The sequence below is a fragment of the Azorhizobium sp. AG788 genome (assembly GCF_004364705.1).
GTDB lineage: Bacteria > Pseudomonadota > Alphaproteobacteria > Rhizobiales > Xanthobacteraceae > Azorhizobium > Azorhizobium caulinodans.
Window position 1 is genome coordinate 87221 of the sequence record NZ_SOBM01000006.1, and the last position, 24325, is coordinate 111545.

Sequence of the window (24325 nt, forward strand, 5' to 3'; positions counted from 1 at the left end):
GCCTCAGGATAGCAGCGTCACGTTTCTGCCCGTATCGGTGCGGCAGGGTAGTTAGCGTTTCGTCAATGCGGCTCGCCCAAGATCGGCGCCGGATCCGCTTCGGCGCTGAGCCGTGAGGAAAAATGATGCCGTCTGTCCGTCTCCTGCTCTCATGCACCGCCCTCGCCCTGGCGCTTGCCGTGGCGCCGCCGGCCATGGCGGCCCAGGACAGCGACGCCCCCACCAAGAAAACCGACACCAAGAAGACGGACGCGAAGAAGGCGGACCCGAAGAAGGACGCCAAGAAAGACGCGAAGAAGCCGGACGCCAAATCCAAGGCCGCCGCCAAGCCTGCGACCCATGGCCCCGGCCGCGGCGTGGCCGCCCGCCCGGCACCCAAGGCCGCGCCGCTGACGCTCGCCCCCACCGCCGCCATCGCCACCGGCGAACTCGGCGAATTGCGCAATGCGGTGATCGCCGCCAAGGCCGGCCGCGGCACGGAAGCGCTCCAGATGGCGCGCCAGCTGGAAGACCCCGTGGCGCGCAACCTGGTCGTCTGGCTGGTCATCCGCAACGCGCCGAACGACTACGGCTTCACCAACATCGCCACCTTCCTGCGCGAGAAACCGGGCTGGCCGACGCCCGGCACCCTGCGCCGCCGCGCCGAGCGCGTGCTGCTGGCGGAGAACAAGGATCCGGCCACCGTCCGCGCCTTCTTCTCGGAACAGGACCCGATCTCCGGCGAGGGCAAGATTGCGCTCGCCCGCGCCATGGCCGCCTCCGGCGACCGCAACACGACCGCCGCACTCATCCGCGACGCCTGGCGCAACGATGATCTGACCGAGAACACCGAGAATCAGGTGCTGGGCGAATTCGGCGTCCTGCTCACCCGCGCCGACCACAAGGCCCGCGCCGACCGCTACAGCTACAAGCCCGATCAGGCCCGTGCGATGCGCGCCGCCGCCCGCGCCGGCTCGGACGTGGTCCTGCTGACGCAGGCCCGGCTCGCCATCGCGAAAAAGGCACCGGAAGGCGCCCGCCTGCTGTCGCAGGTGCCCTTCACGCTCGCCAACGACCCGGCCTATCTGTTCGCCAAGTCCCAGCTTGCCCGCCGCGCCGGCAAAGACGCGGAAGCCGCCTCCGCGCTGCTTCAGGCGGCCAGCGCCAGCCCGGACGTGCTGGTCGACACCGACGAATGGTGGATCGAGCGCCGCCTCGTCTCCCGCGAACTGCTGGATGCGGGCGATCCCAAGACCGCCTATCGCGTGGCTGCCACCGGCGCCATTCCGGACGCCTCCAACTATCGCGCGGAGCAGCAGTTCACCGCCGGCTGGATCGCCCTCGCCTTCCTGAAGGACCCGCGCACGGCGCAGGCGCATTTCTCGCGCATCGCCCACGGCCAGAGCAACCCGATCACGCTGTCCCGCGCCTTCTTCTGGCAGGGCCGCGCGGCGGAGGCGGCCGGCGACACTGGCTCGGCACGGTCGCACTATGAGCACGCGGCGCAGTATTCGACCACCTATTACGGGCAGCTCGCCCGCCAGCGGCTGGGCCTGTCGGCCGTGGCCCTCCGCCGTGCGCCGGACGGCGGCATGCAGGCCCGCGCCACCTTCGACCGCATCGAGCCCGTGAAGGCGGTGCGCCTGCTCTATGCGCTGGGCGACCGCGACACCGCCATGACCATTCTCTACGACCTTGCCTGGCGCATGGAGGACAGTTCCCACCTCCAGATGCTCTACCAGCTGGCACAGGAGAACAATGACGCGCGCGGCGCGCTGGTGGTGGGCAAGGAGAGCGTGGCCGAGGGCCATCCGCTGGACGCCGCCGCCTTCCCCACCTTCGGCATCCCGAACTACACCTCGATCGGCAATCCGGTGGACCGGGCCATGGTCTATGCGGTGGCCCGGCAGGAGAGCCAGTTCAACCCCCGCACCCTCTCCAGCGCCAAGGCCATGGGCCTGATGCAAGTGACGCCTGAGGCCGGCCGCGAGGTGACGAAGAAGACCGGCGTTGCCTATGACGAGGCCCGCCTGATGAACGACCAGTCCTACAACGTGCAGTTCGGCGCGGCGGAACTGGGCGAGCTGATGGAGAATTACGGCGGCAACACCGCCCTCGTCTTCGCCGCCTACAACGCCGGTCGGGGCTCGGTGCGCAAATGGATCGACCGCTATGGCGACCCGCGCTCGCCGGATGTGGACCCCGTGGACTGGGTGGAACTCATCCCCTATTCCGAGACGCGCAATTACGTGCAGCGGGTGATGGAGAATTATCTCGTCTACCGCGCCCGCTTCGGCTCGGACCGCGCCCAGCCGGTGGCCGCCCGCTGAGGACGGGCCGCATCCACCCCATTGCTCCGAGGGCAATGTTCCCGTTGCACGCGACCGCCCCCGGCGCCACCTTGCCGCGCCCGCGCTTCGCGGGCGCTGTGATCAGCGACACGGTGGCCCTTCATGCTCCGCATCCTCGGCAAGCGGCAATCCATCAACGTGCGCAAGGTGCTCTGGGCCTGCGACGAGATCCGACTTGATTACACGCAAGAAGACTGGGGCGCCGGCTTCCGTCCGACCTCCGATCCCGCCTTCCAGGCTCTGAGCCCCAAGGGGCTTGTGCCGGTCGTCGTGGATGGCGATGCGGTGCTCACCGAGAGCAACACCATCGTGCGCTATCTCGCCGCCCGATATGGCCGCCCCGACCTGCTGCCCGCCGATCCGGTGGCGCGGGCCCAGGTGGACGCCGCGATGGACTGGCAGGCGACCGAGTTCAACACCGCCTGGCGCACCGCCTTCCTCGTGCTGATGCGCAACCGGCCCGACGCCGGCACACCGGAACAGGTGGAGGCCTCCATCACCGAATGGACGCGCATGGTCGCCCTGCTGGACGGCCAGTTCTCCGACGGACGCGCCTTCATCTGCGGTGCCACCTTCACGGTGGCCGACATCGTGATCGGGCTTTCGTTGCACCGCTGGTTCCGGGCGCCCATTCCCCGCCCGGACTTCACGCACGCCGCCGCCTACTACGCTCGGCTGGCGGAGCGCCCCGCCGGGCGGGCCTACATGGCCGCCACCTACGACTGATCCTGATCCGAGCCCCTCCCATGAAAGCCCCGCTGTTCCAGGTCGACGCCTTCACCACGCGCCGCTTCGCCGGCAATCCCGCCGCCGTGATGCTGCTGGAGGCCTATCCGGAAGACGAAACGCTGCGCGCCATCGCAGCCGAGAACAACCTCTCAGAGACCGCCTTTCTGGTGAGAGAGGGCGGTGACTATCACCTGCGCTGGTTCACGCCGAAGGTGGAAGTGCCGCTCTGCGGCCATGCCACGCTTGCCAGCGCGTCGGTGGTGATGGAGCGGCTGGAGCCGGGGCGTGCTTCGGTGACATTCCACACCGCCAGCGGCGCCCTGCCCGTTTCCCGAAGCGGCACGGGCTATGTGCTGGACTTCCCGGCGCGCGGCAGCGAGCCCATCGCCATGCCGGGCGTCGCGGCCGCGCTGGGCGCGGCGCCGGAAGAGGTGCGCATCAATCCCTTCACCTACATGGCCGTGCTTGCGGACGCCGCGACCGTGCGCGGGCTTTCTCCCGATATGGCCGCCATCGCCGCGCTCGACCGGCCCGGCCTTATCGTGACCGCGCCGGGCGATAACGCTTATGATGTGGTCAGCCGCTACTTCGCCCCCGCCAAGGGGATTCCCGAGGACCCGGTCACGGGGGCGGCCCATACGACCCTCGTGCCCTACTGGGCGGAACGCCTCGGCCGCAGCACGCTCGCCTGCCATCAGGCCTCGGCGCGCGGCGGCGACCTCACCTGCCGCCTTTCGGATGACCGCGTGCTCATCGAGGGCGCGTGCGTCTTCTTCCTCGAAGGCACGGCGGAATATGGAACTGAGACGAAACGGCAGGCCCGGACGTGAGCCGGGCCTGACGATCCCTCACCAGCCCCGGAAGCGGGACCAGCGGGCGATGTGGGCGCTGCCGTCCGCCGGCAGCACCGCATAATCGTCGAACTCGGTGGCGGTGGCGCAGGCATGGTTGGGCAGGATGCGCACCTGCGCCCCCACGGGCAGGTCCGGCGCGGTGGCCGTGCTGCCTGCCCGCAGGCCGAGAATGCCGTGCTCCTGATTGGCGCCCACCACGATGAGATCCGGGATCACCTGTCCCTCGACGTCGCACACCAGGCCATAGCCCTGATCCACCGCCTGGGCCGCAGTGCCGCGATCCCGCGAGAGGGCCATCCAGCCCGCATCCACCAGCGTCCAGCCGCGCTCGCTCTGGTGACCGATGACGGTGGCAAGGACCGAGAGGGCGATATCGTCCGGCGTGCAGACGCCGATGCCCGCCATCACCAGATCCTGGGAGACATAGACGCCGGCGCGCACTTCCGTCACGCCGGTGAGATCGCGGGCGAAATGGGCGGTGGGGGTGGAGCCGACGCTGACCACCGGGCACGGCAGACCGGCGGCGCGCAGGGTCTCGGCGGCTGCCACAATCGCCGCGCGCTCCTGCTCGGCAAAGTCTGCGAGCGCCTCGGGACCCACCTGCCCGTAACTGCCGCCGGAATGGCAGAGCACGCCGCGCAGTTGCGCGCCGCCCTCGTGCAGGATGCGGCCGATGGCGACGATCTCCGGATCATCCGGCTTGAGACCGGCGCGATGGCCGTCGCAGTCGATCTCGATCAGCGCCGGAATGGCGTCTCCCACGGCCCGCGACATGGCGGCGACCGCCGCAGCCTGCACGCGCGTATCCAGCACCACGGCGAGATCGCAGCCGGCGCCGCGCAGGGCGATCACGCGCGGCAGCTTCTGCGGGGCGATGCCCACCGCATAGATGATGTCGCGCACGCCGGCGGCGGCGAACACCTCCGCCTCCTTCAGTGTGGAGACCGTCGCGGGGCCATTGCCGTCCTTCAGCACACGGCGGGCGGCCTCCACGCTCTTCAGCGTCTTCAGATGCGGACGCAGCGCAACGCCGAGGCCGTCCAGATGCGCCTTGAGCCGGGCGATGTTCCGCAGCATGCGCGCCTCATCGAGGATGAGGCAGGGGGTGGGAAGGTCGGCGAGGGCGGCGGCGACGGTCATGGCGCGGGGCTTTCTTTGGGCAGGGCAAGGACGGCCCTAACCCGCATTTAGAACGGCCCGGCGCGCGTGAAAAGCCTCATCCCGCCTGCGCCACTGGGGCGGCGAACCGGCCGATAGAAAACGGCGCTATGGGCAGGTTGCTGGCGCCCGTGGTGATGAGTTCAGCGAGAATGCTGCCCACGATGGGGCCGAGCTGGAAGCCGTGGGCGGAGAAGCCGAAGGCGTGATAGGCGGCTTCGGCCTGAAGGCTCGGTCCAATCACGGGGATGTCGTCGGGCATCCGCGCCTCGATGCCCGCCCACGCGCGGTTGATCTGCGCCTCCGCCATGATGGGGAAGATCTCCGCCGCCGTGCGGGCGTTGAAGGCGAGCTTGCCGAAATCGAGCGACGTGCGGTTGGTGTCGCGATCCGCAATGCCGCGATGCCCGCCACCGATGAGCACCGTGCCGTTGGCATATTGCTTGAACGAGAGCGGGCGCCGCGTCGCGCCCACCACCGGCTTCACGAAAGGTGGCATCCGCAGCGTGATCATCAGCATGGGAGCGATCACCTCCAGCGGCACCGGCTCGCCCAGCGCCGCCGCGATGCGGTCCGCCCAGGCGCCGGCGGCGTTCACCAGCACGGGGGCCTCGTGCGTCTCGTCCCCCACCTTCACCCGCCAGAGGCCGCCCCGCCGCTCCGGCAGCCCCGCCGGGCGGCCTTCCAGAAAGGTGGCGCCGAAGCGGATGGCGGCATTGCGGAAGGCGAGCACGGTGCGGAAGGGCAGCGCCGCCCCATCCGCCCGCGAGACGATGCCACCCACGCAATGGGGCGAGACGGCGGGCAGGAGCGTCCGCAACTCATCCTGCCCGATCAATTCCTCATGGGTGAAGCCCAGCGCATTGAGCCTGGCGACCCGCTCGGCGAGAAGCGCAAGGTCGCCCTCATCCTCGGCGACCTTCACCTGACCGAGACTCTCGAAGCCGCAGTCGTCGTCCACCAGATCGCGGATGGAATGCCAGAGCTCCATGGAGGCGACGGAGAGCGGCACTTCCGCGAAGGCGCGGCCGAGCCGCCGCACCCCGCCTGCATTGACGCCCGAGGCGTGGCGGCCGGCATGGTCCTTCTCGATCACCAGCGCCTTCACGCCGCGCCAGGCGAGATGCAGGGCCGTTGAGCAGCCATGCAGGCCGCCGCCGATGATCAAGACATCCGGCCGCGCCATCTCAGCCGCGCTCAACGGATTTCATGGCCGTCTCGTCCCGTGGCAGGGAGGCGAGTTCAGCCACCGAAATGGGCTTCACCGGAGCGCGCAGCCGGTAATGGCCGATCTCGGCCGGGGAGACGCCCTGCGCCTCCGCCATCAGTTCGGAGATGGTGAGGCCGCACATCCGGCCCTGACAGGGGCCCATGCCCGTGCGCAGGAAGGATTTGAGCTGGTTCGGCCCGGCGCAGCCCAGCGCCACCGTCTCGCGCACCTGTTTGGCCGTCACTTCCTCGCAGCGGCAGGCGATGGTGTCGTCGGCCGGGCGGCGGAAGCCGTCCGCCGGGCGATAGAGCCGGTCGAGGAAGGCGCGGCCCTTCAGCGCCTGAGCGAGCGCCGCCTCCACCTTCGGCTTCTCGGCCAGCACGGGGGCGCCGGGCTTCAGGGCGGCAATGGCAGCGAGCGCCGCCAGCCGGCCGCGCTCGGCCGCGCCCAGCGCACCACCAATGCCGGCGCCATCGCCCGCGACCGCGATGCCCTCCAGCGGGCTCGTGCCCTCCGCATCGACATCCGGGCGGAAGCAGCATTGTGCATCGTCCCAGACCACGGGAATGCCGGCGGCATTGGCGAGATTGAGGTTCGGCACCACGCCTTGATGCAGCAGCAGCGTATCCACCTCCATGCGCCCGCGCGCGCCGGAGGCCGTCGTGTAGGAGACGGCGCGCACCGCGCTGTCCCCCTCCGCCTCCAGCGCCGTGATGCCGGAGAGGATGCGCACATTGGCCCGCACCTTGCGCAGCAGGGTCAGGCCCTTGCGGAAGTAAGGCGAGGTGAGGAAGCCGAACGCCTCCGGCAGCGCCGCCCGCCACGCGCCGGGGGCGGTGGTGTCGAGAATGGCGGTGATCTTCACGCCCGCATCGAGAAGCTGCGCCGCCAGCAGGAACATCAGCGGCCCGCAGCCAGCGAGCACGAGGCGGCCATCCGGGACAAGCCCGGAAGATTTCAGCAGCGTCTGCGCGCCGCCCGCCGTCATCACGCCCGGCAGTGTCCAGCCCGGAATGGGCATGGGCCGCTCTAAAGCGCCTGTGGCGAGGATGACGCGCTTCGCCGTGACGAGGTGCGCGCGCCCCGCCACGGACACCGCAATCTCCCGATCCCGCGACAGCGACCAGACGGTGGCACCGGGCACATAGGCCGCGCCGCTGGTGAGCATCCCATCAGCCAGCGTCGCGCCGGACCAGTAATCCGCCCCCAGCAACGCGCCCTTCGGCAAAGGCGAGCGGGTGATGGCGCGGTAGATCTGGCCTCCGGGCGATGGGTTTTCGTCCAGCAGGACGGTGGAAAGGCCGGCGCGCGCGGCAAGCGTTGCGGCGGCGAGGCCGGCGGGGCCGGCGCCCACCACGGCCACGTCGCAGGCGGCGGGGATGGGGGTCGCGGGGCGCGCATTCATCGGCCGATCTCCCTCTTGCCCTTCTGCGTCTCCACGCGCATCCCCTCGGCCACCGGCACCATGCAGCCCTGCCGGTTGCCGGTGCCGTCGATCACCACCAGGCAATCGAAGCACACGCCCATCAGGCAGTAAGGCGCGCGCGGCGTCCCGCTGACGGGCGTCTCGCGATTGTGGTCGATGCCGGCGGCAAGCAGCGCTGCCGCCACCGTGTCGCCCGCCCGCGCCGTGACGGGCCGGCCGTCCACCGTGATGCGCACGGTGTCGCCTTGTGCCTCAGGCAGCCGCCGGAACATGGAACCTCCGCGCACTGAACACCTCGAAATCTTCGCTTGGCAGGTGGCCCTGCGCGATGGCCGGGGCCACCACGAAGGCATGGGTTGCCGCCAGCGTGACGCCGCTGTGGCAGGTGGCGACAAACGCCCCCGGACAGGTGGCGGACTGGTCGTAGATGGGGAAACCGTCCTTGGTCATGACGCGCAGCGCCGCCCAGGTGCGCACCACATTGAGCCCGCCGATGCGCGGGAACATGCGCACCGCGCGGTCGGCGATGGCCGAAACGATGGGCAGGCCAACGGTCGGGTCCGGCCCGGCCTCTTCCACCGAGTCCCCCAGCATCACCGTGCCTTCATCGGTCTGGCGCACGGTGACGACGGGGTGGCGCAGGAAGGGCTGGGTGCGCTCGGTCACCACCACCTGCCCGCGCTGGGGCCGCACCGGTACATCGAGCCCGACCATGGGGCCGAGCCGCGCATTGCCGTTGCCGGCGGCGAGCACCACTTTGGCGGCGCGGATCTCGCCCTTGGGCGTGCTGATGCGGAATTCCCCGCCCTCGTAGGCGATGGCGTCCACCCCGTGGTTGGGCAGATAGCGTGCGCCCGCCTGCTCCATGGCCATGTGCAGGGCGCGGAAGAGGCGCAGGGAGTTCACGTGGCCATCGAGCGGGCAATAGCTCGCGCCCACCACCTGCGGGCCGATCTCCGGCATCATCGCCTTCACCCGCGCATGGTCCATGATCTCATAGTCATAGCGCATCATGCGCGGCTGGTTGTGCAGGCGCTGCAACAGGCTGGCGCGCTTCTCCAGCTCGGCCTCGGAGAGGGCGAGATGGAAGCCGCCGGGCTGCTGGAGCATGAGGTCGAGCCCGGTCTCCTGCTTCAGCGCCTGCGCCAGCTGGGGCCACAGGCCCGCCCCGCGCACCGTCCAGCCGGCATATTCCGGCATTCCAAGGCCCTTGGACTGCACCCACACGAGGGCGAAATTGCCCCGCGAGGCGCGCAGAGCGATGTCGCCCTCATCCAGCACCGCCACACGGGTGCCGGTGCGGGCGAGGCCATAGGCGATGGAGGCGCCCACCAGCCCGCCGCCGATAACGGCGACGTCGAAGGTATTGGCGGTCATCGTCCGCCCCCCTCACCCGCCAGCAGCCGCTCGAGGCCGAACAGCTTCTCGATCAGCGCCATCACCACCACGGTGAGCGCAATCAGCACCGCCGAGATGGAGGTGACAAGGGGATCAATATTGTCCTGGATGTACAGGAACAGGCGCACCGGCAGCGTCGTGGCGCCGGGGGCCGCGATGAACACCGTCATCGTCACCTCGTCGAAACTGTTGATGAAGGCCAGCACGAGCCCGGAGGCCACGCCCGGCAGGATGAGCGGCAGCGTCACGCGGCGGAACAGGGTCGCCCCCGAGGCGCCGAGCGAGAGGGCCGCCTGCTCCAGCGCGCGGTCCATGCCGGTGGTGGTGGAGAGCGTCAGGCGGAAGGCGAAGGGCAGCACGATCACCACATGGGCCAGCACAAGGCTCACCTTGGTGCCGCTCACGCCGATCTGGGTGAAGAAGCGCAGGAAGGCGACACCCAGCACCACGTGCGGGATCATGAGCGGCGAAAGGATGAGCGCGCACAGCGCCTCCCGCCCCGGGAACTGATGGCGCGCCACCACCAGCGCCGCCGGTACCGATACGCCGACCGCGATGACCGAGGAAAGCGCCGCGAGCCAGAGCGAATCCCCGAAGGCGGAGATGAACTCCGGGTATCCCGCGATGGCCTTGAACCAGCGTAGCGAGAGGCCGTTCGTAGGCAGCGAGAGATAGCCCTCGGGCGTGAAGGCGACCACGCACACGATGAGGATGGGCGCCAGCATGAAGACCATGACCAGCGCGTGGAAGAGGAGCGCGAGAGGCCCGTTGCGGCTCATTGGATCACCCTCGCATAACGGCGCTCCACCAGCGCGTTGCAGCCGATGACGATGGCGGCGATGGCAGCGAGCAGCAGCACCGCCACGGCGGCGCCCAGCGGCCAGTTGAGCGTGTTGAGGAATTCGTCATAGGCCAGCGTCGCCGCCACCTTCAACCGCCGGCCACCGATGATGGCGGGGGTGGCGAAGGAACTGGCCGACAGTGCGAAGACGATGATGGCACCCGAGAGGATGCCCGGCAAAACCTGCGGCAGCACGATGCGGGTGAGAATGGTGAATTGAGAAGCCCCGAGCGAGGCCGCCGCATTCTCCGCGCGCGGATCGAGCCGCTGGAGCACGGCCCAGACGGAGAGCACCATGAAAGGCACCATCACATGGGTGAGCGCCACCATCACGCCCCCCTCCGTGAACATGAAGGGAATGGGCTGGGAGAGCACACCCATGTCCATCAGCGCCTTGTTGACGACGCCGTTGCGCCCACCGAACAGCAGCGCCCATCCGAGCGTGCGCGCCACCACAGAAATGAGCAACGGACCAAGCGTCACCACGAGGAAGATGCCCTTCCAGGGCGCCTTCATGCGGTGGATGATGTAAGCCTCCGGCGCGCCGATGAGGCAGCAGGCGAGCGTCACCACCCCGGCGATGCGGAAGGTGCGCAGGAACATCTCCGCATAATAGGGATCGCCCGCGATTTCCGCCCAGTTCTCCAGCGAGAGCGTGGGCGAGATGCCGGCGGAGCTGGAGAAAGCGTGGAAGGAGAGGAGCGCCGTCATGACGAGCGGCACCAGCACCACGCCAAACACGATGAGCAGCGCCGGCAGCAGCATGAGGGCCGGCGCCAGCCAGGCGGGCGCGCCTTCCCGCGCCGGGGCCATGTGCGCCACGGCGCTCATTGCCCGCCTCCCGCCCGCAGGCCCGCATCCTCGGCCCGCCAGGAGAGATGGACACTCTCGCCCTCCTCCGGCTTCGGCGCGCCGTCATTCTGGCAGACGATGGTGGCCGTGCCGGCTGGTGTCTCGCCAATGAACAGCCAGTGCGTGCCCTGAAACACCCGCGAGACGATGCGGCAGGAGAGCCCTTGCGCCGCGAAGGCGATCTTCTCCGGCCGCACGGAGAGCGTGACGCGCGCGCCCTGTGCCAGATGGGGCGGGCACGGGAAGGAGAGGCCGCCGATCACCGCCGCGCCCGCCTGCACCTGCGCCTCGAACACATTGGTCTTGCCGAGGAAGGAGGCGACGAAAGGCGTCGCGGGCCGCTCATAGACCTCCTGAGGACGGCCGATCTGCTCCACCTTGCCGGCGTTCATCACCACGATGCGATCCGAAAGCGCCATGGCCTCGTGCTGGTCGTGGGTGACGAGAATGGTGGTGGTGCCCAGCGAGCGCTGGATCTGCCGCAGCTCGATCTGCATCTCCTCGCGCAGCTTGGCGTCGAGGTTCGACAGCGGCTCGTCCAGCAGCAGGATGCGCGGCTTGATGACCAGCGCGCGGGCGAGCGCCACGCGCTGCTGCTGGCCGCCGGACATGCGGCGGGGATAGCGGTCCGCCAGCGCGCCGAGCCCGACGAGGGTAAGCGCATCCGCCACCCGCGTGGCGCGCTCGGCCTTCGGCACCTTCTGCATTTCAAGGCCGAAGGCGACATTCTCCGCCGCCGTCATGTGCGGGAAGAGAGCATAGCTCTGGAACACGATGCCGAGGCCCCGGCGGGCGGGCTTCACCGCCACCAGATCGCGCCCCTCCAGCCGGATGGCGCCGCCGCTCGGCTCGGTGAAGCCGGCGATCATCTGCAAGGTGGTGGTCTTGCCGCAGCCGGAGGGGCCGAGCAGGGAGATGAACTCTCCCTGCGCAACTGCGAGGCTCAGCGCATCCACCGCCACATGGTCGGCATAGCGCTTGGTGAGCCCGTCGAGGGTGAGGAAGGCGCTGGCCATGCCGGGCGCGGACGTGCTGGAGGACGTGCGCGCGAGGATCAACGTTCCACCTCGCGGTTCCAGCGCTTCGTCCAGTCGTCGATCTTGGGGTTGATGGCGTCCCAGTCGAACACGAGCAGCTTGGCCGCCCGCTCGCCCACAGGGGCCATGCGCAGGGCTTCCATGTCAACCTTGGCGTTCTTGTTGACCGGGCCGTAGCCATATTCCTTGGAGAGCACGGCCTGGAACTCGGGCGCCACCATCGCCTGCACGAAGGCATTGGCGAGAGCATTGTCGCCGCCTTTCGCCACCGGACAGGCGGAGGCGAGCAGTGCCACCGCGCCTTCCTTGGGATAGACGAAATCCACCGGGAAGCCGGTGGCGGCGAAGGAGGCGACGCGGCCCGAACCCCACACGGCGATCACCGCCTGCCCGCTCTGGAACAGCTCGGTCATCTTGCCCGGCGAGGGCTCATAGGCGAGCACGTTGGGGTTCACGTCCGTCTTCATCACCTTGAAGCCGGGCTCGATGGCGTTTTCCCCGCCGCCATTCATGCGGGCGAACTCCACCAGCGTATAGAGGCCATAGGTGTTGTTGATCGGCGGAATGACGAGCTGACCCTTGTATTTCGGGTCCTTCAGGTCGTTCCAGGAGGTGGGCGGCGCCCAGCCTTTCTCCTTGAACACCTTGGTGTTGTACATCAGGCCGGTGGCGACGAGGCCGATGCCCACCGCCTTGTCGTCCTTGAAGCGGGCGGTGTCGAACAGCTCCGCCGTGGGCAGGCCCTTGATGGGCGCGCAGAAGCCGAGATTGATGGCGCGATACATGGGGCCATCGTCGAGGATGGCGACGTCGATCTGCTGATTGCCCTTCTGGGCCTGAAGCTTGGCCAGCGTATCGGTGGAATTGCCCGCCACATATTCCACCTTCACCCCGTGCGCCTTCTCGAAGGCGGGGATGATCTCCTTGCGCATGATCTGCTCGAAGGTGCCGCCATAGCCGGCGACATAGAAGGTCTGCTGCGCCTGCGCGCCGCCGATGAGGCCAAGGAGGCCGGCGAGGCAGGCAAGGGAGGCGGCGGCACGGTGCTTAAACGACAAGCGCTTCATCGAAATCCCCTCGTGGCAACCACGTGCGTGCGGAACGGGAAGGAAGGCATGCGCGCCTTTGCCGTCTTTGTGTGCGCGCTGACAAAATGGTCATACGCGGGGGCTTGTGCGTCCAATGCATTTGGAATGATTTTACATAACGAGATGTTATGGTCCTCAGCACCGGAGTGTTCCCGTGTCCTGGCTCAATCCCCGGCAGATCGAGGCTTTCCGCGCCATCATGGTGTCCGGCACGGTGACCGATGCCGCCGCCCTCATGGGCGTGACCCAGCCGGCCGTCAGCCGCATGCTCCGCGACCTTCAGGCGACGCTGGGGCTCACGCTGTTCGAGCGGCGCGGCGCCAAGCTGGTGCCCACCAATGAGGGGCTGACCATCTATGCGGAGGTGGCGCGCTCCTTCGTCGGGCTGGAGCGCATTGCGCACGTGGCGCGGGAGGTGAAGGAGCGGCGCGCCGGTGTGCTGCGCATCGCCGCCATGCCGGCGCTCATGAACGGCTTCCTGCCGCGCTTCGTCGGCCGCTTCCTGAAAGACAAGCCGCGCATGGATCTCTCGCTCAGCGGCGTCAGCTCCCATCTGGTGCTGGAGCACACGCTGTCGGGAGAGTGCGATCTCGGCTTCGTCATGGGGCCGCTCGCCCATGCGGGCCTCATCGCCCATCCCATGCCTTCCGCTCCCATGGTGGCCGTGCTGCCGCAGGATCATCCGCTGGTGGCCAAGGACGCCATCCATGTCACGGACTTCGATGGTCAGGACTTCATCGCCATGGAGCCGGGCGGCCTCTCGCGCATGCAGCTCGACCGCATCATGGAATTGCACAATGTGCGGCCGGTGGTGCGGGCGGAAACCCGCCTCTCGGGCATCGTCTGCGGCCTCGTCACCTCAGGCCTCGGGGTGAGCGTGTGCGATCCCTTCACGGCCCATGAATTCACCGCGCGGGGCCTCGTCATCCGGCCGTTCACGCCATCGGTCGATTTCGAGTTCGCCGCCGTGCGCTCGGCGCAGAAGCGCTTCCCGGCCGTGGGCAAGGCGCTGCTCGACGCCTTCGTGCTCCACAGCCGCGCCTTCATCGCCGAGGCGCCCTGGACGCAGCCCGAGCCCGCCGCCGCCGGCTGAGGCCGCTCAGTGGAAGAGGTGCAGCGGCACGAGATGCTGCTGGATCAGATAGAGCAGGCCGGTCACCGTGGCGACGGAGAGCACCGTGCCCACGAGCACGCCGGCGGAAGCTTCCTCCATATAGGTCCGGTATTGCCGCGCCAGCACGAAACAGTTGAGAGCCGGCGGGAGCGAGGCCATGAGGACCGCCGTTTCCACCCAGCGGTCCGAGAACGGGCCGAGGGCACTGAACACGGTGAGCGCAATCGCCGGATGCACCAACAGCTTGAGGCCGAGCAGCGCCGGCAGTTCCGCCGGCACGCGCTTCAGCGGCCGCAGCGCGACGGTGACGCCGAGCGTAAAGAGCGCACAGGGCGCGGCCGCATTCTTCAGGAAATCCAGCATCCGCTCCACGGCACCGGGCGCATGGAGATCGAAGGCGGCGGCGATCACGCCGAGGAACGTGGCGATGTTGAAGGGGTGCGTCACCACCCGCTTCACGACGGTCACGAGCGTCTTTGAGAGGCGCTCTCCGCGCCCGTGCACGGCGATAAGCAGTGGCACCAGCGTGAAGAACAGCAGGCTGTCGCAGGCGAAGATCAGGGCCGCCGGTGTTGCCGCTTCCGCCCCGAGCGCGGCCAGCGAAAGGCCCGGGCCCATGTAGCCAACGTTGGCGTAGGCCCCGACATTCAGGGCGATGGCGGACTCCTTGAGATTTCCCCGCCTGAACCACAACGCGAGCGCGAGCGCGAGCGCGGCGGTGGTGGCCGTGGAGAGGCCCGCCGCCAGGATGAAGCGCGGGTTAGCGAGTTCGGAGAAGGGCGTCTGGGCAACGATGCGATAGAAGAGCGCCGGCAGCGCCACATAGATGATGAAGAAGGACAGCCAGGCGAGCCCTTCTTCCGGCAGGCGCACCAGCCGGCCGCAGGCAAAGCCCAGAAAGATCAGTCCGAAGAAGGGAAAGGCGAGGCCGAACAGGTCCGTCATGACGCCGGAACAGACGATGTTCGCCCCGCCCCTGCAAGCGGTCTGCCGCGCAAGGCCAAGCCGACAGCCATGCGCGGTGCGCTGCGGTAGTCCTAGGGCCGCGCCGTGGCCAGGTGGCGGACGGCATATTCCCCTTCATAGAGTCGCTGACCGAAGACGCTGCTCGCGGGCGCGGTCGAGGAGAGCAGGCTGTCGATGGCTCCGGCATGGGGCACCATCGCCCAGGGCCGCCGGGCCACCGGCCGGTCGTTGAGCCAGAACGGACTCCAGCCGTCCGTGGTCTCGATGAGTTCGGCCGCAAAGTCCCGGCCATAGGACAGGGCGCCCTGGAGGACGAGGTCGATATAGCTCTGGAGAAGTGGGAACTGCGCTTCGGGCGGGAAGTCCCGCTGCCCGGCCTTCGGCACATAGATCCACATGGTGCCGCTGTCCGGCAGGCGCAGCCAGGAGAGGCTCTCCACCAGGGCCGGGGCGACCATCACCCGGTCGTAGCCGGATTCCCGCGCGTCGAACTTCACCAGCGAGGCGTCCGTGACCGGGAAGATCACGCCGTTGATGGGCGTCGGCGCCTTGCCCGCCGCCTTCTCCAGCCCCAGCGCGGTGAAACCGGAGCGGGAGCGTGCGTTCCAGGTGCGTCGATAGCCGAAGCCGTCCGTGACCCGCACCGGCACCGCGTCGGTCCGCTCGCCGGCCGTGCCGCTTCGGGAATCCCCATCGATGAGCGAGCCATAGCCGATGAGGAACTGGGTGGGCAGCACCGGCGCGCGCGCCCAGGCCGGCGGTGCGCCGGGCAGCACCGCGCCAAGACCGAGGCTCGCGAGGCCACCCAGAACGTTGCGCCGTGTCAGCATTGGCGTCTCCTTCGCATCCCCCAGCCGGCGTCTTCTAGCAGAGCGGGCCGAGCGCCGCTGCCACCTGCGCTGCACCGCCACATGGACATGCTGCACGGCAAAGTTGCTCTTGCCCCTGCCGGAGCGCCTGTCCATTCTGCGGAAACAACGATTGGGGGAAACGAATGAAACTGCCGCGCAACTTCTTCAAGCCGCTCGCCATCGGAGCCCCTGCCCCCTATCGGGAACTGCCCGTGCGGCTGGAGCGCATGATCCATTTCGTGCCGCCGCATCTGGAGAAGATCCGCGCCAAGGTGCCGGACCTCGCCCGTCAGGTGGACGTGGTGCTCGGCAATCTGGAAGACGCCATCCCGATCGACGCCAAGGAGGCCGCGCGCACCGGCTTCATCGAGATGGCGAAGGCGGTGGACTTCGGTACCACGGGCCTCTGGACCCGCATCAACGCGCTGAACAGCCCATGGGCGCTCGACGACATCACCGAAATCGTGGGTGCCGTGGGCGACAAGCTCGACGTCATCATGCTGCCGAAGGTGGATGGCCCGTGGGACATCCACTATCTCGACCAGTTGCTGGCGCAGCTCGAAGCCCGGCACAAGGTGGAGAAGCCCATCCTCATCCACGCCATCCTGGAGACGGCGGAGGGGGTGAAGAATGTGGAGGCGATCGCTGCGGCGTCTCCGCGCATGCATGGCATGAGCCTCGGCCCTGCCGACCTTGCGGCGTCGCGCGCCATGAAGACCACCCGCGTCGGCGGCGGCCATCCGGAATACAAGGTGCTGGCAGACCCGGACGGAGATGCGCCCCGCACGGGCTATCAGCAGGATCTGTGGCACTACACGGTGGGCAAGATGGTGGATGCCTGTGCCTCAGCCGGCATCAAGCCCTTCTATGGCCCGTTCGGCGACTTCGCCGACGGCCCAGCGTGCGAGAGCCAGTTCCGCAATGCCTTCCTGCAAGGCTGCGTGGGCGCATGGTCGCTGCATCCGACGCAGATCGACATCGCCAAGCGCGTCTTCAGCCCCGATCCGGGCGAGGTCGCCTTCGCCCTCAAGATACTCGAAGCCATGCCGGACGGCGCCGGCGCGGTGATGATCGACGGCAAGATGCAGGATGATGCCACCTGGAAACAGGCCAAGGTGATCGTGGACCTGGCCCGCATCGTCGCCGCCAAGGATGCGGAGATGGCGAAAATCTACGGCCTGTGAGGCCGGTGCCGGCTCATCCCCAGCGCGTGGGCCGGCGTATCAGGGTTAAGGAGTGGTGAAGATCGCGGCGTTGCGTTATGTGACGGCGCAGCGACACACGGGAGATTCACGGGAATGGCACGGTCGGTGAAGGAACAGGCGCGGACAGACGCACCGGGCGCGACGCCCCGGCGTACACGCCGCCCCGCCCGCACCAGCCGGGCGACGCCCGAGGCGGCCGTGGCCGCGGACACCCGCACGCGCACCGCCCGATTCCGCATCGGCGACGTGGTGCGCCACCGGCACTTCCCCTTCCGGGGCGTGGTGTTCGACGTGGACCCGGTCTTCGACAATACCGAGGAATGGTATCTGTCGATCCCGGAGGAGATCCGCCCCCGCAAGGACCAGCCGTTCTACCACCTGCTGGCCGAGAATGCGGACAATGAGTACGTGGCCTATGTGTCCGAACAGAATCTCGAGCCGGACACGTCCAATGAGCCGGTGCGCCACCCGCGTGTGGCCGAGGCCCTCGCCTCTGACGGAACCGGCGGCTGGAAGGTGCGGCGCGACCTCCTGAACTGACAGGATCGAGCCGGAAATCCGGACGTTTGATAGCTGGCGATAGATTGGCAAGCCAGCCTGCTAATCATACCTCCTACCGGTCAGCCCCGCGCAAGCATTCCACTTCAGCGTGCAGTCTGAACGGCTCTGCCGGGGGAGGACTGTATGCGTATCCGTGGGATGATCCTGCTGTGTATTTCGACCCTCGGGGCAGTGTCCCTCGTGGGTGGCGTCGTTGTGGCCGTGAACCAGTGGCAGCGCTGGAATTCGGCAGTCGCGGTGGAAGGCTTGATGCAGGTGTTCGCCGAAATGGCCTACATCAACGAGCGCTATTCCATCGAACGCGGCGATTTCAACCAGATGCTGCTGGCGGATACGCCCGTCACCCCCACGCTCCAGGAAACCATGCGCCGCAACCTCGGCCGCACGGACGAAGCGCTGGCCAACGCCAAGGCCAACGCCGCCAAGCTGCCTGCCGCCGACCGTCAGGCGTTCGAAGGGCCGATCCAGAAGACCATCGACGAAATCCGCCAGCTGCGCGAAGCCTCCTGGCCGCAGGGCGAGAAGCCGAAGGCTGCGCGGGACCCCGCCTTCGTTCAGTCCTTCGTGCCGAAGGCGCAGGACATTCTTCAGTCCCTCGGCCGGACCGCTGCGGCACTCGAACTGCGCATCAGCGACGAAGACAACAATGTGGGCCGCCTTGCCGCCTTCGCCCGCCAGACCATCTTCCTGCGTGATGCCGCCGGCCGGCGCGCGACCATGGTCACCACGCTGCTCGGCTCCGGCAAGCCCTTCACCCCGGCCCAGCTCGAGCAGTTCTTCCAGCTCGACGGCCAGGTGACCGCCTATTGGGACATGGTCTCCCATGCGAGCAAGGATTTGAACGACGTCCCCGGCATCACCACGGCCATGACCGAGGCCAAGACCAAGTTCACCGACCTCGTCGCCAATCTCAATCGCAGCATGATGCCCGCTGCCAAGGGTGAAGGCCCGGCGCCGATGCCGCTCGCCGACTGGCGCGCGCAGATTTCGCCGGCCCTGAAGAGCTCTCTCGCCCCGCGCGACGCCGCCTTCACCGCCGCCTACGTCATGGCCGAAGCCAGCATCGCCTCCGCCCGCACCGGTTTCGGGCTCGCCTGCGGCGGCATCGTCGGCATCATCGCCATCGTTGGTGGCTTTGCGCTGTTCATCAATCGCCGCCTCATCACCCCCATCCGCGGCCTGACCGTGGGCATCGAGCAGATCGCCGAGGGCAATCTCGACGTGGATATTCCCGGCGCCGGCCGCAAGGACGAGATCGGCGAGATCAGCCGCGCCGTGGAAGTGCTGCGGGGCAACAGCCGCGAGGTGGTGCGCCTTCAGGAGGAGCAGGTGGCCATGCGCGAGCAGGCCGAGCAGGACCGCAGGGCGACCTTCGCCCGTGTGGCCGACGAACTCGACCGTGTGGTCGGCAAGATCGCGGGCGCCGTCTCCGCCACCTCCGAGGAATTGCAGGCCTCCGCCCGCGGCATGTCCACCATGGCGGCGCAGACGTCCGACCGCTCGTCGGTGGCCGCGCAGGCCTCCCATGTCGCCAGCGACATGGTGGGCGCCGTCGCCGCTGCGGCAGAGGAACTCTCCGCCTCGGTGAACGAGATCGGCACGCAGGTGAAGGAATCCGCGCGCATCGCCGGCGTTGCGGTGGACGAGGCCAACAACGCCGCGAGCAAGGTCACCGCCATGTCGGAGGCCGCCCGCAAGATCGGCGACATCCTCCAGCTCATCACCGAGATTGCCGGCCAGACCAACCTGCTCGCGCTCAACGCCACCATCGAGGCGGCACGTGCGGGCGAGGCCGGCAAGGGCTTCGCGGTGGTGGCGAGCGAGGTGAAGAACCTCGCCGACCAGACCGCCAAGGCCACCGCAGAGATCGACACCCAGATCTCCGCCGTTCAGAGCGCCACCAACGAGGCTGTGTCGGCCATCGCCAGCATCGCCGGCACCATCGGCCGGATGAATGACATCTCGGGGTCCATTGCCTCCGCTGTGACCCAGCAGCAGGCGGCCACGAGCGAGATCGCCGGCTCCATCGCCCGCGCCTCCGAAGGCACGCGCGAAGCCAATGAAAACATGGCGCAGGTCACCCAGACGGCCGCCGAGACCGGCAGCGCCGCCAGCCAGGTCCTGGATGCCTCCACCGAACTGTCCCGCACCTCCAGCGAGTTGCGCGTGGCGACCGACGATTTCGTGGCCCGCATCCGCACCGCCTGACGCCTGCCGCTCCCCAAATGCAGAACGGCCCGCCGATTGGCGGGCCGTTCGTTTTTCCAACGCTGCTTCGATGCGCGATCAGGGCTTGGCGGGAGCCGCCGGCGCCGCGGCGGGAGCCGGAGCCGCAGCACCCTGGGCGGGGGCGCCGCCCTGGGCCGCAGCACGCTCTTCCATCATCTTCTGGGCGCGCTTCTGAAGCTCTTCCGCCAGCTTCTGACGCTCGGCCGCGACAACATTCGGATCGGACGGGGCGCCGTCATAGGCCTTGGCGAAGTCCTTGGCCGGCAGCACGAAGTTGAGCGTGCGACCGCCCATCTGCAGCGCCTGGATGGTGATGTTCTGCGCCTTCTTGAGCTTGGTCACGAATTCGGCATTCACGTCCATGCTGGCGAAGCAGCCGTTGGGGAAGCAGATTTCGTACTTGAGCGAAAGCGGCGCTTCCTTGTCGATCACCACGCGGGTGCCGGGCTGGATCAGCATGCCGATCGGAACCGACACGATGAACTTCTTGACCGGATCGTCCTGCATCTCGCGGATGGCCGCGGAGGCCAGCGGCTGGCCGGTCTCGGCGGTGAAGTCCTGCGTGGTCATGCAGATCTGCTTGTTGGCCGCCTGATCGGTGCCGCAGACCTTGGTCCAGGGAGTGTTGATGCCGGGCACGGCCACGGACTGCGGACCGGCAGCCTGCTGCTGCTGAGCCTGCGCGGGCGCCTGCTGGCCCTGGGCGGGCTTGGCCGGAGCCGGCTTGGCCGGGGCCGCGTTCTGGGCCAGGGCCCCGCTCGCAACACCAAGCGTCATCGCGGCGACGGCGAGAGCGCTCGCGCGACGCAAAATGGTGGCTGTCGTCATTCCCATCTTCCCTGTCATGCCGGTCGCCGAGCGCGAGACTCGAATTGGCGGCGTTGCATTCCGCCTCTGTAACGCCGCTCTGTTCGGTGTCAATTGAGGCAAGACCGTGACCTGAACATCACAGTCCCACGCGCGCACGGCGTGTGACGTGCTACCTTGAACAGGAATGCGGCCACCACGCGACAGCGTGGCAGGATTTCTGACGTCTGACGGAGGCTGTGACGATTGGACCGGAGCCTGACCGTATCCCGCGCCAGCCTTGTCCTTGCCTGGCTTTTCGCACTCGCCTTCTCCTGTGCCCTTCCCTCATTCGCCCGCGCGCAGGAGAGGGCCATCGCCATGCACGGCGCGCCGCGCATGGCAGCGGGATTCGCTCAATTCCCCTACGTCAATCCGGATGCACCGAAAGGCGGACGCCTCTCCCTTTCCCTGCTCGGCACGTTCGACAGCCTCAATCCCTTCATCGTGCGCGGCACCGCGCCGCCCATCCTGCGCGGGTACCTCTACGAGAGCCTCATGGTGCGCAGCTATGACGAGCCCTTCACGCTCTACGGCCTGCTGGCCCGGAGCGTGGAGACGGACGAGGCGCGCAGCTATGTGACCTTTGAGATCGACCCGCGCGCCCGCTTCTCGGATGGCACGCCGGTGACGGCAGAGGACGTGCTGTTCTCGTTCCAGCTCCTTCGGGACAAGGGGCGGCCGAACCTGCGCCTCTATTACGGCAAGGTGTCCGAAGCCCGCGCCGAAGGCAGCCGGGTGCGCTTCACCTTCGCCGCGCCGGATCGGGAGCTGCCGCTCATCATGGGCCTAATGCCCGTGCTGCCGCGCCACGCTGTGGACGCGTCGACCTTCGACCAGACCTCGCTCACGGCGCCCGTCGGCTCCGGCCCCTATACGGTGGCGCGCATCGAGCCCGGCGCCAGCGTGACGCTGGTCCGCAACCCCGCCTACTGGGGGCGGGAGCTCGCGGTCACCCGCGGCATGTTCAATTTCGACGAACTGCGCTTCACCTATTTCCGCGATGCGAATACGGAATTCGAGGCCTTCAAGCGCGGGCTCGTCGATGCCCGCTTCGAGACCGACCCCAGCCGCTGGCAGACCGGCTACGACTTCCCCGCCGCCCGCGACGGGCAGGTGATCCGCGAGACCATCGAGACGCGGCTGCCCAAGCCCCATTATGCACTGGTGTTCAACACCCGCCGGCCGGTGTTCGCGGACGTCCGGGTGCGCCGGGCGCTGATCGAGCTGTTCGACTTCGAATGGCTTGACCGCAATTTCTACCACGGCCTCTACCGCCGCACGGCCGGCTTCTTCGACGGCTCGGACCTCTCAAGCCTCGGCCGGCCGGAGAGCGCGGGGGAGCGGGCACTTCTCGGTGCCGGCACCGCTGAGCTCAGGGCCGACGTGCGAGCCGGAACCTATGCCCCGCCCGTGTCCGACGGCAGCGGGCGGGACCGCACGCGCACCAAGGCGGCGCTCGCGCTTCTGGCGGAAGCCGGCTACCGGCAGAAGGACGGCAAGCTGCGCGCCGTGGGGACGGGCCAGCCGCTCGCCTTCGAGGTGATGGTGACGACGCGGGAACAGGAGCGCCTCGCCCTGGGCTTCGCGAGCCAGATGGCCCGCGCCGGCATCACCGCCAATGTGCGGATGGTGGATGCGGTGCAGTTCGATGCCCGGCGCAACGCCTATGACTTCGACATGGTGCCCTTCACCTGGACGCAGTCACTCTCGCCCGGCAACGAGCAGGCCTTCTATTTCGGATCGGCCGCCGCCGATATGCCCGGCACGCGCAATTATATGGGTGCGAAGTCGACCGCCGTTGACGCGGCCATCGCCGCCCTGACGGCCGCCCGCACGACGGGCGAGGTGACGGACGCCGCCCGCGCCCTTGACCGCGCGCTCATCTCCGGCGCCTACGGCGTGCCTCTGTTCTACGCCCCCGGCCAATGGCTGGCGCGCTGGACGCGCATCGAGCGGCCAACCACCGTTTCACTCTACGGGACCCTGCCGGAGACCTGGTGGCACGCGCCTTGAGCGGCGACCCGTACGCTATTGCGTCTGGAGCCGCAGTTGGTCGAGGGTCGCTTCCACCTCCATGGGGCGGAAGAAAAGGAAGCCCTGCGCCATGCGGATGCCGATGCGCCGGATACGATCGAGCTGGCGCTCCGTCTCGATGCCCTCGGCGATGATGCCGACGCCGAACTCGCGGGCCACATGGACGATGGAGTCGACAATGTTCGGGTCCGTGCCGCGCCGCTCCAGCTCCTGAATGAAGCTCTTGTCCACCTTGATGAAATCGATCTCCAGCAGGGCCAGCGACGCCAGATTGGAGAAGCCGATGCCGAAATCGTCCAGCGCGAACTGGGCTCCCCGCTCGCGCAGCCGCGCCACCACGCGCTGCACCTCGGGGGAGGCATAGTCCGTCGTCTCGCGCTCGGTGAGCTCGAACATCACGCGGCACAGGCACAGTTGGTCGTTGCCGAAGGCATCCAGGGCCGCGTCCACCACCCGCTCGTCGCTGAGCTGGTTCGGCGGCAGGTTGATGCCGACATAAAGCTCGTGATGGAGCTCATTCATGCGGGCGAGATCGCTCGCCGCCTGCCGCAGCACCCAGCTGGTGGTGTCGTGGATCAGCGGGCTGCGCTCGATCCAGGGAATGAAAGCCGCCGGCTGAAGCAGGCCATGGCGGCTGTGCCGCCAGCGCATCAGCGCCTCCACCCCGAGCCAATGGCCGGTGTTGACCTCAATGGTCGGCAGATAGGTGAGGAAGAACTCGCCCCGCTTCAGCGCCGTGCGCACTTGCCCCTCGATGGAGAGCCGGCGGCGCAGCGCGGCAAGCGGGCCGAAATAGATGGCCAGGCCCACCAGTGCAAAAAAGCCGATCTGCAGCGGCAGATCGGCCATCCAGCGGCGCAGGAGCCAGTAAGGGGGAGCACTCACGTCCAGTTGCACGGGCCACCGCGCCGAGGCCAGCGTGAGCAGCGCATCCGGCTCACCCGCGGCCCGGCGCTCGCGTTTCTCCCGCAGGCCCAGCCCCACGCCGTCCACCGAGAGCGCGAAGGGCGCGAGCATGCAGGCGGGATAGATGCGGGCGGTCGCCGTGACATCATCCTGCGTGCGCGAAATGGCCATGGCCGCCTGCTGGCCGGTGCTGCAGGCCGTAAGCGTGGATTGGGGCGCCGTCCATTCACACAGCACGCGCCCGCCGGTCGCGATGGTCACGCGGTCAAGCGGCACGTTGAGCATGTGGGAGAGCACGCGGGGCTCCACGGCCCCGGCGACGCAGGCTCGGGAGCCGGCCGTCGCGGCCGAGGACATGGCCTCGGAGGCAGCATCCATCCCGCGCTCGGCCCAAGATAGAGCAGCGACGGCCTGCTCGCGCAGAGTCGAAACGGAACGGGACCAGGACCGCTGAAAGTCGAACGCCAGATAGAGGACGAGTACAACCAACGCCACCAGAGCGTAAACCAGAGCGAGCCGGCGAGAAAACTGGTCCCAAGTATCGGTCATCGGCCGCAACATCCCCCAAACGCCATACGGCACGGGTCCCGCCACACGTGAAGGCGGCAAATCCGAAAACACCGCAAGCTTAACGCGTGCGCGCAGAGAGGTTCGGCGGCACATTCGTCGCAGATTACAATCGGCGCA

General features: G+C 68.3%; 21 protein-coding genes. 8 read left to right on the plus strand and 13 right to left on the minus strand.

Features of this window, described 5'->3' with window-relative positions; genetic code table 11:
• Window positions 1-125 precede the first annotated feature (125 nt).
• The 3 genes from DFO45_RS16445 to DFO45_RS16455 all read left to right on the plus strand — a co-directional run bounded on the left by DFO45_RS16445 (window position 126) and on the right by DFO45_RS16455 (window position 3889).
• Window positions 126-2309: a lytic transglycosylase domain-containing protein gene (locus DFO45_RS16445; RefSeq protein ID WP_245518142.1), complete on the plus strand. Its 2184-nt coding sequence runs from the start codon at window positions 126-128 to the stop codon at window positions 2307-2309.
• A 123-nt stretch (window positions 2310-2432) separates the two neighbouring features.
• The gene (locus DFO45_RS16450) at window positions 2433-3056 is read left to right on the plus strand and encodes a glutathione S-transferase family protein (RefSeq protein ID WP_133865740.1); all 624 of its coding nucleotides are present in this window, start codon (window positions 2433-2435) and stop codon (window positions 3054-3056) included.
• Between the two features lie 20 nt (window positions 3057-3076).
• Window positions 3077-3889 (plus strand): PhzF family phenazine biosynthesis protein, encoded by an 813-nt coding sequence (locus tag DFO45_RS16455; protein WP_133865741.1) that lies wholly within the window; start codon window positions 3077-3079, stop codon window positions 3887-3889.
• Between the two features lie 18 nt (window positions 3890-3907).
• Here the strand turns inward: DFO45_RS16455 and DFO45_RS16460 are convergent, their stop codons facing one another.
• The 9 genes from DFO45_RS16460 to DFO45_RS16500 all read right to left on the minus strand — a co-directional run bounded on the left by DFO45_RS16460 (window position 3908) and on the right by DFO45_RS16500 (window position 12902).
• Window positions 3908-5053, minus strand: coding sequence for a DSD1 family PLP-dependent enzyme (locus tag DFO45_RS16460; RefSeq protein ID WP_133865742.1), 1146 nt, complete (start codon window positions 5051-5053; stop codon window positions 3908-3910).
• A gap of 76 nt (window positions 5054-5129) precedes the next feature.
• Entirely contained in the window at window positions 5130-6257 is a 1128-nt protein-coding gene (locus DFO45_RS16465) for an FAD-dependent oxidoreductase (RefSeq protein WP_133865994.1), read from the minus strand.
• A gap of 1 nt (window position 6258) precedes the next feature.
• Window positions 6259-7686, minus strand: coding sequence for an NAD(P)/FAD-dependent oxidoreductase (locus DFO45_RS16470; RefSeq protein WP_133865743.1), 1428 nt, complete (start codon window positions 7684-7686; stop codon window positions 6259-6261).
• Window positions 7683-7979: a (2Fe-2S)-binding protein gene (locus DFO45_RS16475; RefSeq protein WP_133865744.1), complete on the minus strand. Its 297-nt coding sequence runs from the start codon at window positions 7977-7979 to the stop codon at window positions 7683-7685. Before DFO45_RS16475 ends, DFO45_RS16470 begins: the two co-directional genes overlap by 4 nt.
• On the minus strand, window positions 7960-9084 hold the full coding sequence (locus DFO45_RS16480; RefSeq protein WP_133865745.1) for an FAD-dependent oxidoreductase: 1125 nt from the start codon (window positions 9082-9084) through the stop codon (window positions 7960-7962). Before DFO45_RS16480 ends, DFO45_RS16475 begins: the two co-directional genes overlap by 20 nt.
• Entirely contained in the window at window positions 9081-9884 is an 804-nt protein-coding gene (locus DFO45_RS16485) for an ABC transporter permease (protein ID WP_133865746.1), read from the minus strand. The genes DFO45_RS16480 and DFO45_RS16485 overlap by 4 nt, the downstream gene beginning before the upstream one ends.
• Window positions 9881-10759, minus strand: a complete 879-nt coding sequence (locus DFO45_RS16490) for an ABC transporter permease (protein ID WP_245518167.1) — start codon at window positions 10757-10759, stop codon at window positions 9881-9883. Before DFO45_RS16490 ends, DFO45_RS16485 begins: the two co-directional genes overlap by 4 nt.
• A 14-nt stretch (window positions 10760-10773) precedes the next feature.
• Window positions 10774-11814, minus strand: a complete 1041-nt coding sequence (locus DFO45_RS16495; RefSeq protein ID WP_133865995.1) for an ABC transporter ATP-binding protein — start codon at window positions 11812-11814, stop codon at window positions 10774-10776.
• 38 nt (window positions 11815-11852) lie between these two features.
• Window positions 11853-12902 (minus strand): ABC transporter substrate-binding protein, encoded by a 1050-nt coding sequence (locus tag DFO45_RS16500; RefSeq protein WP_133865748.1) that lies wholly within the window; start codon window positions 12900-12902, stop codon window positions 11853-11855.
• Between the two features lie 175 nt (window positions 12903-13077).
• On the opposite strand from DFO45_RS16500, the gene DFO45_RS16505 reads away from it, so the two are divergent.
• The gene (locus tag DFO45_RS16505) at window positions 13078-14016 is read left to right on the plus strand and encodes a LysR substrate-binding domain-containing protein (RefSeq protein WP_133865749.1); all 939 of its coding nucleotides are present in this window, start codon (window positions 13078-13080) and stop codon (window positions 14014-14016) included.
• A gap of 6 nt (window positions 14017-14022) precedes the next feature.
• Here DFO45_RS16505 and DFO45_RS16510 read toward each other — a convergent pair whose 3' ends face one another.
• Together DFO45_RS16510 and DFO45_RS16515 are read right to left on the minus strand one after the other, a co-directional pair.
• On the minus strand, window positions 14023-14982 hold the full coding sequence (locus DFO45_RS16510) for an AEC family transporter (RefSeq protein ID WP_133865750.1): 960 nt from the start codon (window positions 14980-14982) through the stop codon (window positions 14023-14025).
• A gap of 92 nt (window positions 14983-15074) precedes the next feature.
• A complete protein-coding gene (locus DFO45_RS16515; RefSeq protein ID WP_245518143.1) occupies window positions 15075-15833 on the minus strand; it encodes a gamma-glutamylcyclotransferase family protein in 759 nt (252 codons plus the stop codon).
• Window positions 15834-15997: 164 nt separating this feature from the next.
• Between DFO45_RS16515 and DFO45_RS16520 the strand changes: the two genes are divergently transcribed.
• The 3 genes from DFO45_RS16520 (at window position 15998) to DFO45_RS16530 (ending at window position 19828) form a co-directional block, all read left to right on the plus strand.
• Window positions 15998-17038: a CoA ester lyase gene (locus DFO45_RS16520; RefSeq protein WP_012169758.1), complete on the plus strand. Its 1041-nt coding sequence runs from the start codon at window positions 15998-16000 to the stop codon at window positions 17036-17038.
• A 219-nt stretch (window positions 17039-17257) separates the two neighbouring features.
• Window positions 17258-17599 (plus strand): heat shock protein HspQ, encoded by a 342-nt coding sequence (gene hspQ / locus DFO45_RS16525; protein WP_043878989.1) that lies wholly within the window; start codon window positions 17258-17260, stop codon window positions 17597-17599.
• A 144-nt stretch (window positions 17600-17743) separates the two neighbouring features.
• Window positions 17744-19828 carry a methyl-accepting chemotaxis protein gene (locus DFO45_RS16530; protein ID WP_133865751.1) on the plus strand — a complete coding sequence of 695 codons (2085 nt, stop codon included), beginning with the start codon at window positions 17744-17746 and terminating at the stop codon, window positions 19826-19828.
• 78 nt (window positions 19829-19906) lie between these two features.
• Here the strand turns inward: DFO45_RS16530 and DFO45_RS16535 are convergent, their stop codons facing one another.
• Window positions 19907-20677, minus strand: coding sequence for an invasion associated locus B family protein (locus tag DFO45_RS16535; RefSeq protein WP_043878988.1), 771 nt, complete (start codon window positions 20675-20677; stop codon window positions 19907-19909).
• Between the two features lie 357 nt (window positions 20678-21034).
• Between DFO45_RS16535 and DFO45_RS16540 the strand changes: the two genes are divergently transcribed.
• On the plus strand, window positions 21035-22711 hold the full coding sequence (locus DFO45_RS16540; protein WP_245518144.1) for an extracellular solute-binding protein: 1677 nt from the start codon (window positions 21035-21037) through the stop codon (window positions 22709-22711).
• Between the two features lie 15 nt (window positions 22712-22726).
• Here DFO45_RS16540 and DFO45_RS16545 read toward each other — a convergent pair whose 3' ends face one another.
• Window positions 22727-24187 (minus strand): EAL domain-containing protein, encoded by a 1461-nt coding sequence (locus tag DFO45_RS16545; protein ID WP_166657158.1) that lies wholly within the window; start codon window positions 24185-24187, stop codon window positions 22727-22729.
• Window positions 24188-24325: the final 138 nt, after the last annotated feature.

Bases quoted from the DNA above. Each gene is read 5' to 3' on its own strand.
- DFO45_RS16445 (WP_245518142.1), top strand. From the start codon at position 126: ATGCCGTCTGTCCGTCTCCTGCTCTCATGCACCGCCCTCGCCCTGGCG.
- DFO45_RS16450 (WP_133865740.1), top strand. From the start codon at position 2,433: ATGCTCCGCATCCTCGGCAAGCGGCAATCCATCAACGTGCGCAAGGTG.
- DFO45_RS16455 (WP_133865741.1), top strand. From the start codon at position 3,077: ATGAAAGCCCCGCTGTTCCAGGTCGACGCCTTCACCACGCGCCGCTTC.
- DFO45_RS16460 (WP_133865742.1), bottom strand. From the start codon at position 5,053: ATGACCGTCGCCGCCGCCCTCGCCGACCTTCCCACCCCCTGCCTCATC.
- DFO45_RS16465 (WP_133865994.1), bottom strand. From the start codon at position 6,257: ATGGCGCGGCCGGATGTCTTGATCATCGGCGGCGGCCTGCATGGCTGC.
- DFO45_RS16470 (WP_133865743.1), bottom strand. From the start codon at position 7,686: ATGAATGCGCGCCCCGCGACCCCCATCCCCGCCGCCTGCGACGTGGCC.
- DFO45_RS16475 (WP_133865744.1), bottom strand. From the start codon at position 7,979: ATGTTCCGGCGGCTGCCTGAGGCACAAGGCGACACCGTGCGCATCACG.
- DFO45_RS16480 (WP_133865745.1), bottom strand. From the start codon at position 9,084: ATGACCGCCAATACCTTCGACGTCGCCGTTATCGGCGGCGGGCTGGTG.
- DFO45_RS16485 (WP_133865746.1), bottom strand. From the start codon at position 9,884: ATGAGCCGCAACGGGCCTCTCGCGCTCCTCTTCCACGCGCTGGTCATG.
- DFO45_RS16490 (WP_245518167.1), bottom strand. From the start codon at position 10,759: ATGGCCCCGGCGCGGGAAGGCGCGCCCGCCTGGCTGGCGCCGGCCCTC.
- DFO45_RS16495 (WP_133865995.1), bottom strand. From the start codon at position 11,814: ATGGCCAGCGCCTTCCTCACCCTCGACGGGCTCACCAAGCGCTATGCC.
- DFO45_RS16500 (WP_133865748.1), bottom strand. From the start codon at position 12,902: ATGAAGCGCTTGTCGTTTAAGCACCGTGCCGCCGCCTCCCTTGCCTGC.
- DFO45_RS16510 (WP_133865750.1), bottom strand. From the start codon at position 14,982: ATGACGGACCTGTTCGGCCTCGCCTTTCCCTTCTTCGGACTGATCTTT.
- DFO45_RS16515 (WP_245518143.1), bottom strand. From the start codon at position 15,833: ATGCTGACACGGCGCAACGTTCTGGGTGGCCTCGCGAGCCTCGGTCTT.
- DFO45_RS16520 (WP_012169758.1), top strand. From the start codon at position 15,998: ATGAAACTGCCGCGCAACTTCTTCAAGCCGCTCGCCATCGGAGCCCCT.
- DFO45_RS16530 (WP_133865751.1), top strand. From the start codon at position 17,744: ATGCGTATCCGTGGGATGATCCTGCTGTGTATTTCGACCCTCGGGGCA.
- DFO45_RS16535 (WP_043878988.1), bottom strand. From the start codon at position 20,677: ATGACGACAGCCACCATTTTGCGTCGCGCGAGCGCTCTCGCCGTCGCC.
- DFO45_RS16540 (WP_245518144.1), top strand. From the start codon at position 21,035: ATGGCAGCGGGATTCGCTCAATTCCCCTACGTCAATCCGGATGCACCG.
- DFO45_RS16545 (WP_166657158.1), bottom strand. From the start codon at position 24,187: ATGACCGATACTTGGGACCAGTTTTCTCGCCGGCTCGCTCTGGTTTAC.